Source organism: Arthrobacter globiformis (assembly GCF_030818015.1).
Taxonomy (GTDB): Bacteria; Actinomycetota; Actinomycetes; order Actinomycetales; family Micrococcaceae; genus Arthrobacter; species Arthrobacter globiformis_C.
Genome location: NZ_JAUSZX010000001.1, coordinates 1,736,620 through 1,749,952 on the forward strand (window position 1 = coordinate 1,736,620; position 13,333 = coordinate 1,749,952).

At 64.3% G+C, this 13,333-nt stretch carries 10 protein-coding genes and 1 pseudogene; 4 read left to right on the forward strand and 7 right to left on the reverse strand.

What is annotated here, in order from left to right; genetic code table 11:
• Nucleotides 1-27: 27 nt before the first annotated feature.
• Nucleotides 28-960, reverse strand: a complete 933-nt coding sequence (locus QFZ23_RS07945) for a LysR family transcriptional regulator (protein WP_306921913.1) — start codon at nucleotides 958-960, stop codon at nucleotides 28-30.
• A gap of 94 nt (nucleotides 961-1,054) precedes the next feature.
• Between QFZ23_RS07945 and mmsB the strand changes: the two are divergent.
• The 3 genes and pseudogenes from mmsB to QFZ23_RS07960 form a co-directional block, all read left to right on the forward strand.
• Nucleotides 1,055-1,975, forward strand: a pseudogene (mmsB, locus tag QFZ23_RS07950) (3-hydroxyisobutyrate dehydrogenase); the annotation flags it as partial.
• Nucleotides 1,976-2,022: 47 nt separating this feature from the next.
• Nucleotides 2,023-3,507, forward strand: a complete 1,485-nt coding sequence (locus QFZ23_RS07955; protein ID WP_306921918.1) for a CoA-acylating methylmalonate-semialdehyde dehydrogenase — start codon at nucleotides 2,023-2,025, stop codon at nucleotides 3,505-3,507.
• A gap of 198 nt (nucleotides 3,508-3,705) precedes the next feature.
• Nucleotides 3,706-4,149, forward strand: coding sequence for a hypothetical protein (locus QFZ23_RS07960; protein ID WP_306921920.1), 444 nt, complete (start codon nucleotides 3,706-3,708; stop codon nucleotides 4,147-4,149).
• Nucleotides 4,150-4,251: 102 nt separating this feature from the next.
• Here the strand turns inward: QFZ23_RS07960 and QFZ23_RS07965 are convergent, their stop codons facing one another.
• From QFZ23_RS07965 to QFZ23_RS07985, 5 genes are all read right to left on the reverse strand, one after another.
• Complete coding sequence (locus QFZ23_RS07965) at nucleotides 4,252-4,584, reverse strand: hypothetical protein (RefSeq protein ID WP_306921923.1); 333 nt, start codon at nucleotides 4,582-4,584, stop codon at nucleotides 4,252-4,254.
• 1,699 nt (nucleotides 4,585-6,283) lie between these two features.
• Nucleotides 6,284-8,827, reverse strand: coding sequence for an FG-GAP-like repeat-containing protein (locus QFZ23_RS07970; RefSeq protein WP_306921925.1), 2,544 nt, complete (start codon nucleotides 8,825-8,827; stop codon nucleotides 6,284-6,286).
• A gap of 647 nt (nucleotides 8,828-9,474) precedes the next feature.
• Complete coding sequence (locus QFZ23_RS07975) at nucleotides 9,475-10,062, reverse strand: hypothetical protein (RefSeq protein ID WP_306921926.1); 588 nt, start codon at nucleotides 10,060-10,062, stop codon at nucleotides 9,475-9,477.
• Nucleotides 10,063-10,169: 107 nt separating this feature from the next.
• Nucleotides 10,170-11,321 carry a winged helix DNA-binding domain-containing protein gene (locus tag QFZ23_RS07980; RefSeq protein WP_306921929.1) on the reverse strand — a complete coding sequence of 384 codons (1,152 nt, stop codon included), beginning with the start codon at nucleotides 11,319-11,321 and terminating at the stop codon, nucleotides 10,170-10,172.
• Between the two features lie 124 nt (nucleotides 11,322-11,445).
• Entirely contained in the window at nucleotides 11,446-12,300 is an 855-nt protein-coding gene (locus QFZ23_RS07985; protein ID WP_306926744.1) for an SGNH/GDSL hydrolase family protein, read from the reverse strand.
• 115 nt (nucleotides 12,301-12,415) lie between these two features.
• On the opposite strand from QFZ23_RS07985, the gene QFZ23_RS07990 reads away from it, so the two are divergent.
• Nucleotides 12,416-13,066: an alpha/beta hydrolase gene (locus tag QFZ23_RS07990; RefSeq protein ID WP_306921930.1), complete on the forward strand. Its 651-nt coding sequence runs from the start codon at nucleotides 12,416-12,418 to the stop codon at nucleotides 13,064-13,066.
• A 21-nt stretch (nucleotides 13,067-13,087) separates the two neighbouring features.
• Here QFZ23_RS07990 and QFZ23_RS07995 read toward each other — a convergent pair whose 3' ends face one another.
• Nucleotides 13,088-13,321 (reverse strand): RNA-binding S4 domain-containing protein, encoded by a 234-nt coding sequence (locus QFZ23_RS07995; protein ID WP_003802087.1) that lies wholly within the window; start codon nucleotides 13,319-13,321, stop codon nucleotides 13,088-13,090.
• Nucleotides 13,322-13,333: the final 12 nt, after the last annotated feature.

A 13,333-nucleotide genomic window follows, 5' to 3' on the forward strand; every position in this document is an offset into this window, starting at 1 on the left:
TGGGCTGCCGCCTGACGGGATGCCGCGTCAGCCCGCCAGCAGCCCGGCCCGGGCCTTTACTTCCTCCTTGAGTGAGGCGATGACGGCCTGCACCGCGGCCGAGCGGAGGGATTCCGGCCGTGCCACCGCCCAGATGGGGAGCTGGCGCTCGAAGTCGTCGGCGAGCACGGGAACGAAGTCCGGCTGCCCAGCCACCATGAAGTTCGGCAGCAGCCCGATGCCTGCGCCCTGCCGCACCGCTTCGACCTGGGCGAATACACTCGTGGCCTGGAAGCTCGAGGTAGGCATCGGCAGCTGCGAGGACCAGCGGTGCCCCAACTCCGCCACCTGGAGTGCGGACTCAACGTAAGAGACAAAGCCATGCTGCCCGACGTCGTCGAGCGTTTCCGGCAGTCCGTGCTCCGCGGCGTAGCCGGAGCTGGCGTAGAGGCGCAGGTAGTAGTTGCTCAGGAAGATGGTCTGGGCGTTGCTGACGTCCGTCCGGCCCACCACGATTTCCAAGTCCACGCCGGATCTGTTCTGGCTGACCTTCCGCGTAGCGCTGAGCATCTCGATGTTCAGCTGCGGGTTCTGCTGCTGCAGCCGGACCAGCGCAGGCGTGACGAACACGGCTCCGACGCCGTCCGTCGTCGCCACGCGCACGAGCCCGGACAGGGCGCTCTGGTCCTGGCTGATCAGGCCGGAGAGCGATCCAAGGGTGTTCTCGATGGCTTCCGCCGCCTCCACGGCGGCGGCACCGAGCTGGGTCAGCTCCCAGCCGTGCGGGCTGCGTTCGAGAGTGCGGCCGCCAAGCTGCTTGTCCAGGGCGAGGATCCGGCGGGAGATGGTGGTGTGGGTGGTGCCCAGGGTTTCCGCCACCGCGTTGAACCTGCCCAGGCGTGCCACTGTCAGCAGGATCAGCAGGTCGTCCGGGCTCGGAAGCCGCCTCAGGTCCACGGCAAGCCTTTCATCTGTGTGCATCAGTGCACATACCGTCTGTGATATTTCCCCTTGATTGCACTCTAGCAGGGTGTGATGGTGGACACAGACCTTCCGGCCCCGGCGGCCGGATCCGAAGCAAAGGAGCTTACGCATGGCAGTAATCGGTTGGATCGGCCTCGGAAACATGGGTGGCAACATGACCGCGAACCTGGCGAAGGCCGGGCACGATGTCCGCGGTTTTGACCTGAATCCCGCGGCGCTCGCCGCCGCCGAGGAGGCCGGCGTCAAGCCGGTCGGCAGCATTGCCGAGGCCGTCGACGGCGCTGACGTGGTGTTCACCATGCTGCCCAAGGGTGAGCATGCCCGCGCGGTCTACCTCGGCGAAGACGGCGTCCTGGCCCATGCCGACACCCGCACGCTGCTGGTGGACTCCTCCACCATCGATATCGCGTCCGCCCAGGAACTGCACGATGCCGCGGCTGCCGCCGGCTTCCGCTTTGTGGACGCCCCGGTCTCCGGCGGCATGAGCGGTGCCAAGGCGGGGACGCTGACCTTCATGGTGGGCGGCGAGGAGGGCGCCGTCGCAGACGCCACCGGCTACATCGGCCCGATGGCAGCCAACATCATCCCTACCGGCGGCGCCACCACCGGGCAGGCAGCGAAAATCTGCAACAACCTGATGCTCTTCATCAACCTCGCCTCCACCGCGGAGGGTGCCGTCCTGGCGGACCGGCTGGGTCTGGACAAGAACGTTTTCTGGGACATCGCGTCCGTTTCCTCGGGCGACTCCTGGGCGCTGCGGACCTGGTACCCGGTGCCCGGCGTCGTTTCCACCGCGGCTTCAAACAACGACTTTGCGCCCACCTTCACCACCGAACTGGCCAACAAGGACATCGGGCTGGCCATCAGCGCCGCCGAGGACACCGGCACGCCGCTCGAGATCGGCAAACACGTCCAGCAGCTGTTCCAGCAGCTCATCGACGCCGGCGAGGCGGGCAAGGACTGCTCGATGATCATCAAGCTCGCCGACGGCTCGCTGGACTCAGCCAAGTAGCCCCACCAAGCCACGTACCTGTCAGCAACGCACGAAAAGAGACTTCCTTGGAAACCATTCCGCATTTCATCAATGGCAGCCGCGTCAGCGACGCCGAGCGTTTCGGCCCCGTCTTCAACCCCGCCACCGGCGAGCAGGAGAAGCAGGTGGCACTCGCCTCCGCGTCGCGGACCGAGGAGGCCATCGCAGCCGCCCGCGCCGCGCTGCCGGCGTGGCGGGCCACCAGCCTGGCCAAGCGCACCAACATCTTCTTCCGGGTCCGCGAAATCCTGAACCAGCGCAAGCCCGAGCTCGCGGCCGTTCTCACCAGCGAGCACGGGAAGGTCCTCTCCGACGCTGAGGGTGAAATCTCCCGCGGCCTGGAGAATATCGAGTTCGCCACCGGCCTGTCGCACATGCTCAAGGGTGAGCGCTCCGAGCAGGTCTCCAGCGGCATCGACGTCCACTCCGTGCGCCAGCCGGTGGGCGTCGTGGCCTGCATTACCCCGTTTAATTTCCCGGCCATGGTGCCGCTGTGGATGATCGGCAGCGCCCTGGCGTGCGGCAACACCGTGCTGCTGAAGCCCAGCGAGAAGGATCCCTCCGCCGCCATCTTCATCGCCGAGGCCTTCGCCGAAGCGGGACTGCCCGCCGGGGTGCTGAACGTTGTCCAGGGGGACAAGGAAACCGTTGACGTCCTGCTCGAGCATCCCGACGTCAAAGCGGTGAGCTTCGTCGGCTCCACGCCCATCGCACAGTCGATCTACAAGCGGGCAGCGGACCACGGCAAGCGGGTCCAGGCTCTGGGCGGGGCGAAGAACCACATGGTGGTGCTGCCCGACGCCGACCTGGACATGGCGGCCGACGCTGCGGTTTCCGCTGCCTACGGTTCGGCGGGTGAACGCTGCATGGCCGTCAGCGTCCTGGTGGCGGTGGGCAACATCGCCGACGACCTTGTCGAGGCGATTTCCAGCCGCATGACGGGCCTCAAGATCGGTCCGGGAACCGACCCGGCCTCCCAGATGGGTCCGCTGATCACCGCGGAGCACCGGGACCGCGTGGCCTCCTACGTTGCGGGAGCGGAAAACGAAGGAGCCACGGTCGTCGTGGACGGGCGCTCGCAGCAGTTCGATTCGAACGGCTTTTTCATCGGTGTCAGCCTGGTTGACCACGTGAAGCCGGGCATGAAGGTGTACGACGACGAGATCTTCGGCCCGGTCCTGTCGGTGGTCCGCGTCGACACCTACAGCGATGCCGTCCGGCTGGTCAACGATAACGAGTTCGGCAACGGCACGGCCATCTTCACACGGGACGGCGGGGCAGCACGGCAGTTCGAGTTCGACGTCGATGCCGGCATGGTGGGCATCAACGTTCCCATCCCCGTCCCGGTGGGCACGTTCTCGTTCGGCGGCTGGAAGAACTCCCTGTTCGGCGACACCCACATGTACGGCCCGGACAGCATCCGGTTCTACACACGGGGCAAAGTGGTCACCACGCGCTGGCCGGACCCGTCCACCTCGGTCATTGACCTCGGCTTCCCGCAGATCGACTAAACTCGAAACTCGGTCCACGGCCGGTCAAGGCCGGCCCGAGTCTCCCCATTTGCCAAGAACGTGACTTGGAATGGCGCTCTGCATTGAGGGTCCGTTAGGTGGCCAAACGTGAGCGCTTTTGCGGGGGGACCATTGGCGGGAGCTATCCCATCAGTTGGGCGAGCCGGTATTGTCAGCGGTACGTGGACTGGGGTTGGATTGAAGACTGCGCTGCTCCGTTTCTTCGGCATCATGCTTTGCACGCTGATGTCCGGGCTATCTATGGCTGGATGCGGGCCCGATCCGACGCACCCGGGTCTTTCCTCCCGTGAGGCCTTCGCAAGAAGCGTCGTGGCCGCCGCGGCGTCCGGCTCTGTGGAGCAAGTCGAGAAAATGGCGCCCGATGGCTTCGTCAACGTGCACCCTGATGCCCAGCACCTGGTCAATTCCTTGCGTGACTGGGACATAGCCTCAGTCGATCTCAGGCTGACCAACGAATTCCCTGAATACGCACAGGTCCAGGCACTGAAAGAGACCGGGACAACAGGCATCAACTACACAATCTCCTGGCAGTCGGGGCGCTGGACTCTGGGGATTGGAACCCCGGAAAACTCACCAACTGGCGGGGCGAAACCTGGCATCGCCGGGGTGAAGCCGACCTGAAACCGATTGTCCGGGAGTAACCAAAACGAAGGCGGATGCGCCATCCTCCCTGGCACGCTCCCCTTAGGAAACCGCAACGGGACCTCCAGGATCCGGGACGGATCAACCCTTGGCAGGGGCAATGTCTCCAAACTGCACTTTGACCGGGCAGCCCACTGCCTCTGAATACTTGCGCTCCAGACCGGCAACGTCCGCCGTTGTTTTGACTGATTCATCCAGCGTTAGCGTCAGGTACGATGCATCCGGCGATACCGAAGCGATGTTCACAGTAGGGTCTGAGGCCAACAGTTCGCTTGCAAAATCGTTCAGTTTCTCAGGAGAACAGGTGGTGGGCTCGACTGAAACGTCGATGTTCGGAAACCGGACCAGTAGGTCCCGTAGCTTTGAGTCCACCGGGCCATGCCAATGAACGATGATCCGGTTCCCCTCCGTCACTTCGACTGAGGCGAGCCGGGCATCTCCTGCCAGTTCCCGGCTCAGTGTGCTGGCCGCGTGGGCGATAGCTCCGTCCGCGGGCGAGGCCTCAGGACTAGCGGGCGAGTTGGTAGGTGGCGTCGGCTCACGCGTGGGCGGATGGGCAGCTTCACCGCCCTGGCCGGCGCCCGCGGTGGCGCAAGACGTAGCAAAGAGAGAGAAACCTAGCAGGACAACCGTTAGATGCCTGCCCAACTCTGAACCTCTGATTCGTGCGGCCACGCCTCATACTATTGATCGACCCGGGACAGGGCTACCCCCGTTCCCGGCCGTTGCCGTTAAGGAACCTACAACGGAACTCCAGCTTAGGATGACGGTCAACTGGGGAAGAACAACGATCCGAGGACGAATTTCAGCTTTTCCACTTGGGCCCAGCAAGCACGAGAACAATAGGGACATGAAGTCCCATGGCAGGTTTCGCCCGCGGCCACCGTGGGCCGCTGGCTGCCAGCGCCTGAAAATCACGACTACGCAACGAGCCGCGTCGATACTTGTTGCCGTGGTGGCCCTTTTGGGTCTTATGTCATGCAGCGCCGGAGGGCAGCAACTAGGAGGAAGCCAGCCGGCATCGGTTACTCCACCCGGTAAGACAGCCCCGTCCATCCATGCCATCACTCCACTCTCGAACCGACTCCCAACAGACAGCTCAATGGCTACGGGTGAGACAGTTCCATGGACTCTCGTGCAAATTGATAACGAGAATAACCGCATCTACCTGTCCGCAGGACAGGTTAGCTGTGCAGTGCCCTCAGTCGTCCACCTCCAGGAAACGCCGACGGAGATCATCGTCGCGGTCACCGGCCCACCGTCCGGTAGCCCATGTACCACGCAGAAAGTGAGCCTCGTCGGTTACGTTCAGCTCAGCGGCCCGGTCGGCGGGCGTCCAATCGTGGGAAACACCGCGTAGGAGGCAGGGCCGTTATTGCATTCGGACCACGGACGGTTCGACGGCCACTGTTCCGAAAGAGGGCCGTCCGGCTGTCGTCCCACAAGACGGTTGCCAACGCCCACCCTTTCGCCCACTCCGGGAACCCCCAACGGTTATTTGCGGCTGGTGGGATCAAAGCTGGGATCGGCTGCATCAGGTGGGAAGCTCCGAGGGGACATTGACAATGCCGCACGCCCAGACAACGAAGAAAATCGGACTGGATCTGCATATTCCGTTGGTCCTGATGCCTGCGGAATCCGCCATGGCTGTTACGACGTGGCTGCTGCGAACCAGCCGTTATGCTTCCATTGAGAACCGGACCGAAAGACTCGGCCCTGAACTCTACTCCGAACTGGCCCCGGCACTACCGATCCCGTCCGTCGCTGTTTCTCGATTCCAAGTCCTCTCGAAATCCTTTGTTTCCAAGAACGCGAGCAAGCGTGCTGGACTATATCAAGAGCAGTATCTGCCTGACTGCTGGCAGAGCTTGACCAGGGAGGCGCCAGAAGATGTGGTCAAATCTCGCTTAATGCTGCTTAGGAATCCCTTGGTCAGCTCGCCAGCGTCCTGCTCGATGCCGAGCCGCTCGGCTTGTTGGCGCCCCAAATCCTCATCACAGTCAGAACTGTAAGCGCGGCGCCCTTGCTGATTTTTCAGGCGCGGGAGGGCACCGCCTTCGTACCGGATGTACGAAGGCGGTGCCCTCGTTGCTGGTCAGTCCAGTTCAGGTCTTTAGCTCAATGCATTCATGATGTTCCAGCCTGCCCCGGCCCTAACCCTGGTTGGGAAGGTACCTGCTCCGTTGCCGCGGTAGGTCCACAGCACTCCACTCGTGTCCCGGGCGACCAGATCAGCGCGGCCGTCACCGGTGAGGTCACCGGTGGCGCTGATCGCGTTCATAATGTTCCAGCCTGCGCCAACCCGGATCCTCGTCGGGAAAGTGCCGTTGCCGTTGCCGCGGTAGGTCCACAGCACTCCGCTCGTGTCCCGGGCTACCAGGTCTGCGCGGCCGTCACCGGTGAGGTCACCGGTGGCGCTGATCGCGTTCATAATGTTCCAGCCTGCGCCAACCCGGATCCTCGTCGGGAAAGTGCCGTTGCCGTTGCCGCGGTAGGTCCACAGCACTCCGCTCGTGTCCCGGGCTACCAGGTCTGCGCGTCCGTCACCGGTGAGGTCACCGGCGGCACTGATCGCGTTCATAATGTTCCAGCCTGCGCCAACCCGGATCCTCGTCGGGAAAGTGCCGTTGCCGTTGCCGCGGTAGGTCCACAGCACTCCGCTCGTGTCCCGGGCTACCAGGTCTGCGCGTCCGTCACCGGTGAGGTCACCGGCGGCGCTGATCGCGGTCATCACGCTCCAGCCTGCACCAACCCGGATCCTGGTGGGGAAGCTGCCGGTGCCATTGCCCAGGTAGGACCAGAGCACCCCGCTGGAATCCCGGGCAATCAGGTCAGCACGCCCATCGCCGTTGAAGTCCTGCGAAACGGTGGTGACTCCGCCTGTCCCACCAGCGGCAGCCGTGGTGAAGGTCCAGGTCTTGTCCGCGGCCAACGCGTTACCGGCAGCATCCTTCACCCCGCCGGAGGTGCCCCTGATCGTCGCCGTGTACGTCGTACCCGCCGTCAGACCCGTATCCGGGTTCAACGTCGCAACCCTGTCCGTGCTGTTGTACGTCACAGCGGCCGGCACCGTCGTCGCACCCGCCTTCAGCGTGAACGTGCCCGACGTGAACGTCGACGCATTCATCGCCTCCGAGAACGTCCCGGTCACGTTCGCCGTCACCGCCACACCAGGTGCCCCAGCAGCCGGGGACGTAGCCGTCACCGTCGGAGCCGTCGTGTCACCACCGCCGATAGGGGCTTCGTAAGAGTGCCAGTACCGGCTTGTGGCGTTCACATCGGCGAGCAATAGCAGACCGCTGTTGAGCGTGCCCTGCGCCGCACTGTTGAGGTTCTGCTTCGTTGACGTTACGTTGTGGACGTACTGGTCGGCGTCCACAATGCGGGCCGTCTTCGCGGTGGTGAAGCTGATATTGCTCAGCGACGTGGACTTCTCGTAAATCGCACCCCCCGAGCTTGTGCAGACACCGGCGTTCGTCGTGCCACTCGGCTTCGGATAGGTAGCGAAGGTACGCAGCCTCTGCGTGCTCTCATCAATCATGACGATCACCCGGTTGGGGCACTCCGACACGGTCGCGATCGTGTGCGCCGACCATGTTGATGTCGTGTTATTCAATACCAACAGCTGGATCAGCGGCAGGGACGCCGACGTGTTCGAAGTTTTAGTTGCGGCGAAGACCCGCCCACCCGTCGAGTCAAGCCATTTCAGGTTCATGTGGTCATCACCGCTGCGCAGCCCCTTCACCGCCGCCACAGGAGCGGACCAGGTGGAGTTCGAGGCCCCATCGACGTGGAAGCTCCAGTACATGCCGTCGGTGGCGTCACCGAGCTGCCGGCTCCACATCACACCCATCTTGCCGTTGCCGGCTCCGCCGAAGGCGATCACAGCCGACGTGTCGTCCACAGACACGTTGCTCAACGACGCAGGATGCGCGAACGGCGTCCCCCACGTTATGCCATCCGTGCCGGTGACGTTCAGAAAGATCCGGTTCCCCTGCTGCCAGGTGGCCCACACCCGACCAGTCGAGTCCTTGTCGATGGACATGGTCTCAACCTTGTTGTTGTGGATTCTTTCAGAAGTCAGCAGCGAGTACGTCTTCGTACTCGAGTTGTAGCTGTAACGCCGCATTGTCGACGGGAAGTTCGGCTCAAACGGCAGACCGTCATTAACGAACCGATAGCTCGCCACAAACAAGGTCTTCCCGTCCCACAACACGTCATGATGAGTGTTCGCCCGCGTCTCCGTCGCCACACCCGTATCGACCCACGAGCTCGTCGCGGCGTTGAACCGGAAGATATGAAAATCCGAGCTGGCAGTGTCCCACAGGTTCCCCCACCAGATCCCGTCGTTGAACCACAATGCATTCGTCTGCCGCTTCGTACCCGTGGGCGTCCCCGTCCCCGAATGCGAGAAATCCTCAACCCCAACATCACCAGCAGCAGCCACCGCCGTAGCCGGCACCACCAGGGCACTCAGCGCCAACAGCAGCGCTGCCAGCAATGCGGTGAGGCCCAGATTCCGCGGCCCGCGCAGACGAAGACCAGCGGAGCCACCACCTCCCCGCCTTACGCCAAGCCAGGAAGTCCTGCGGCTTTTAGGGCGCCTGTCCACGTGAAAAGATGTGTAGTCCGCCTCGACCTGCATAGGGTTGGTCATTAGCCTCACCACTCGTTGAAGTTGTTTGCCTATGCCCGTCCCGAGCAACCTTCCCGGCTGGATGCGGGAAATCAAAGCGCGTGCTGCTGCAGTCCTGGCAACTTCGCGTACAGTCCCCCTCGGAACATGTTCGGTCGGGCAACTTATAAAAAGCTTGGCATTCCCTAGACCGGCCCCAGTTTTTGGGGGGGTAGAATCCTCGTAAAGCAGCAGGAACGTGGCTGCGGTGTCTGTCACGGTGAAACTTGGGCGGTTTCTTGTTCTAGTGCCTGCTGCCGACGGGAGGCCACGTCGAAGACGACCTGGAAAGCGTGTAGGGCGGCCTTCCAGCCGGTTACCGAGCGTGCTCGCCCCTTGCCAGTGGGGGTCCAAATTCATGGGGCGAGGCGGATGCACTTCCGAGCTGCCTGTTTTAGTGAGGAACTGGCCGCTGGCGTTCGCAGGTCGACGTATCCGGGCGTTGATGCTCTCCATCGCGTTGGTAGCCGGATCCCGGACGGCGTAGGACGGCGACGGCGTCCCCTGTCACCCTGACTGTCAACTCACCCTGACTGTCAACTCATCTCACCCTGACGGTCAACCAGCCTGACCGGCAGCGTGCAGCGGCGGGACGCGCAGGGCATGGGCTTAATGTGTGGGCCCGCTGACTAACCGTTCATGATGTCGTTGCGCCGGGCCATGTACTCCTCCATGGAGATCTGGCCGTCGCTGTACTGCTGGTCCAACTCGGCCAGTTTCCGCGCACGGAAGCCCTGCGGAGCCGACGGCGGCGGGGGAGCTGAGGGTGCCGGGTTCTGCTGTGGCTGAGGCGGGTTGGCCCCGTACTCCGGGCTGTCCTCATAGGGGACCGGCCCCTGCTGCCAGGACGGGGCACCAGTGCCGCCGGGACCGGGCTGGGTGTATGGCGGCGGGTACTGCTGATCCGGGTAGGGCTGATTCAAGGGCGGAAGCTCTTCCCGGCCACCGCGCTGGGGAAATCCCAATCCACCGCTGAAGTAGTCCTGCTGCGTGTAGCCGTCCCGGGGCCGGTTGTCCCGACGGCCCTGGAATGGGCCTCCGAATGGGCTGCCCGGCTGGCTGCCGAACTGGTCTTCTCCCTGGTTGGGAAACTGGCCGGGGTACTGTCCGGGCAGGCCGGGCCCCTGGTTCCGGTGTTGGACCGACCGCCGGTACATCCGCATGCCCATGGGAACCAGGACGGCGAGAATGATGATCCAGAAAAACAAGTCGAACACGGTGAGGCCTCTCGGTGAGTGTCCATTCCAGCTTAGTCCCGCCGGAGAACGCGTCCAGGATCCTTATGCCCAGAGCGCACGGCTTCACTGGAGGGCCGCACTGGAAGTCAGGTGCCCACCCGAACCCGGACTACAGGCATGCCGAGGAAGTCCCCGTATCTGGCAACTGCCACCTCCAGCGCATTTTCCAGCTCTTGTCCGAGCGGCCGGGAGAGCCGGATGTCCAGTTCGCAGCGCTGTGCGGCGGAACCGCGTCGGACCAGGGAATGCCGCCAGGAGCCCGCCATTACCCCGTCGAGCAGGACCACATGCATCGGGTTGTCGCCAAAGGGATACGCGGGCGCGGTTCCGCCGAAATAGTGCCGTGAGACCGAATAGCCCATGATGTATTCGTCGTAGCACTGGACCAGGTCGATCTGCGGCTGTTCTGGGTTCTCGCCCCGCCCCGGTGCCTCCCCGACAGCCTCCGTCGGCCGGAGATGGAACTCGGCGCTGTCGAAGCTGGCGGCAACGACGGCGCCCGGATCGATCTCGTCCGCCAGCGCCAACCCCTTGCGCACATCAGTCATCGTGAGTCCGGACCAGTCCGCGCAGTCCCGGACGGTTGCAGGCCCGCGGCTCCCGAAATACCTCAGCGCGAGCGCCGCCAACGATTCCTCCCGCGAGGGCACGGCGGGCGGAGCGGCCCCGGCCACTCGCTCATCGAACGCGGCGTACGTCTGCCGCAGCGAGCCGCCGGGACTGCGGACGGGAGCGCCACTCACCAGCACCCCGCTGATCTCGGCATGCATGATCAGGTATGCGAGGGCGAGTCCCTTGGCCGGGATACCCGCGCCCTGCAGCCTGACAGCCAGCTGCTCACGGGTGAGGTGCGCCCCGCCAGACACCGCTTCCGCCAGCACGCCGGCGGAACGGGACGCTGCCGCATCGTCGATCCCGGTCCTGCGGTACGTGCCGCCGTTCGCCTGGTGCAGCCGCGGTGCGGACAAGGCCCGGAGCCACGGCAGGTCATCGCGGTGCACAAAATGCCAGGTGGGCCGCAGGATGTGGGTCCGGAGGATCCGTCCATTGGCGACGGCCTGCTCAACGTCGTCCGCTGTGGCGCCGGTGGTCCGCTGGGCCACCGACCAGCGAGCATAGGGAAACTCCTGCGCCTGGACCGCCAGCAGGTTTTTCAGGGCATCCTCCGCCGTGGCTGCCCGCGGCTCCCTCAGCTGCTGGCCGGCCAGCCGGGTCCGCAGCACCTCATGGGGTTCCATGCCCGACGCCGCTCCTCACCTTTGGCAGTTCAGTCACGTTTGGCAGTTCACTCACCTTGGGCGGTTGAGTCGTCCAACCCGGCAATCACCGGATCAACAGCTCCCGCCCCAGCCACCCGCCGGGCTACTGCCGGACGGGATCACCCAGGCCCAGCGGTCCAACACCGGAACCCAACGGAACACCCGGACCACCGAACACGGGTCCCGGCGTCGGCCGTTTGGGGGTTATGCCGTCGCCGGAGGACCGGCGGCGCAGGCGCCGGACCACCCACGGCACAAAGTACTCGCGGGCCCAGACCAGGTCTTCGCTGCGGGCCTCGCGCCAGCTGCGCGGGGGCAGCGGCTTCGGCGCGAGCGGCTCCAGGCTGTGCTGGACGTTCAGGGCTTCGAGCACCATGGCGGCGATGGTGTGGTGTCCCAGCGGCGAGAAGTGCAGCCGGTCCTCGTTCCACATCTGCGGGTCTTTCAGCTGCCGGAGCGACCACATGTCGGCGATGATCGCGTCGTGCCGGGCGGCGATGGTGCGGAGGTTTTCGTTGTAGATGGCGACCTTGCTGCGGATCCGCCCCAATACGGACGATCCTGTGTCCGGACCGTTGAACAGCACCACGGTGGCTCCACTCATCGCCAGGACCTGCACCACGGGGTCGAGCCGTTCGGCCAGGGCATCCGGGTCGCCGCCGGGCCGGATGAGGTCGTTGCCGCCGGCGGACAGCGTCACCAGGTCGGGCTTGAGGGCCAGGCAGGGCGCCAGCTGCTGGTCGATGATCTGCTGCAGCAGCCGTCCCCGCACGGCAAGGTTCGCGTAGGCGAAATCCTCATGACCCCGTCCGAGCTCTTCCGCCACCCGGTCCGCCCAGCCGCGGTAGCCGCCCGGGCTGCTGGGTTCGGGGTCGCCGATGCCTTCGGTGAAGGAATCGCCCATGGCCACATACCTGCTCCACGGGTGGCGACCCGCAACCTCCTGGGATACTTCCATGGGCTCGGGGGCTTGCTGCATGGGTTCGGTTCCGCTCACCTTCCCATCCTGTACCGTCACCGCCCGGCTACGCCACCGTAGGTTGTTACCAGTGGGTAACTGTAAGAATGGAGCCATGACTTTAGCCGACTCCTTTCCTGCCCCCGTTGTTCTGTGGTCCAAGCCTGAGGAAGCCCGAGCCGGCAAGCCACTGCTCGTCCTGCTGCACGGCTACGGCGCGAATGAGCAGGACCTCCTCAGCCTGGCTGACATGCTCCCGGACGACTTCGCGGTGGCATCGGTCCGGGCACCCATCGCCATGGGACCGGGTTTTTCCTGGTTCCCGCTGACCGGCTCGATCGAATATTCAGTCGACGCAGTCAAGGCCGCATCAGCGTACGTCCTGGACTGGCTGGACACGGTCAAGGCCAACCACCCGTCCGTCACCCTTCTCGGGTTCTCGATGGGCATGGCCATGGCCACCACGCTGCTTCGGCAGCGGCCCGCTGACTTTGCCGCCGTCGTCGGACTTTCAGGGTTTGTGGTCAATGCGGAGTCCGACGGCGAGTTCCGCGACGCTGAACTGGACGGAACGGTGCCACTGTTCTGGGGCCGGGACCAGCAGGATCCGGTCATCACGCCGGACAAGATCGAATACACCATGGGCTGGGTACGCAAGCACGTAAAGCTGACCAAGGTCCTCTACACCGGCATGTGGCACGGCATCAACGCCCAGGAGGTCGGGCACGTGTCCGAGTTCCTCACCCACGAGGTGCTGAACAAGTAGGCCTCCCACAGCAAATAGCTTTTACGCCTGGGGAGCGCTGACCCGGACGGTCTGGCCGTTCACCGTCACCGTGTCCCCGTTGTGAAGCTGCCGGCCGCGCCGGTCATCGATCTCACCATTGACCTTCACCAGACCGTTCTTGATCAGCTCCGTTGCCTCCACGCCGTCCTCCACGAGGTTGGCGAGCTTCAGGAGCTGGCCCAGGCGGATCATGGTGTCGCGGATGGGGATCTCTTCGATTTCCGGGTTGCTCATACCAGTAATGAT

Bases quoted from the DNA above. Each gene is read 5' to 3' on its own strand.
- QFZ23_RS07980 (WP_306921929.1), bottom strand. From the start codon at position 11,321: ATGGAACCCCATGAGGTGCTGCGGACCCGGCTGGCCGGCCAGCAGCTG.
- QFZ23_RS07995 (WP_003802087.1), bottom strand. From the start codon at position 13,321: ATGAGCAACCCGGAAATCGAAGAGATCCCCATCCGCGACACCATGATC.
- QFZ23_RS07970 (WP_306921925.1), bottom strand. From the start codon at position 8,827: ATGACCAACCCTATGCAGGTCGAGGCGGACTACACATCTTTTCACGTG.
- QFZ23_RS07985 (WP_306926744.1), bottom strand. From the start codon at position 12,300: ATGGAAGTATCCCAGGAGGTTGCGGGTCGCCACCCGTGGAGCAGGTAT.
- QFZ23_RS07990 (WP_306921930.1), top strand. From the start codon at position 12,416: ATGACTTTAGCCGACTCCTTTCCTGCCCCCGTTGTTCTGTGGTCCAAG.
- QFZ23_RS07945 (WP_306921913.1), bottom strand. From the start codon at position 960: ATGCACACAGATGAAAGGCTTGCCGTGGACCTGAGGCGGCTTCCGAGC.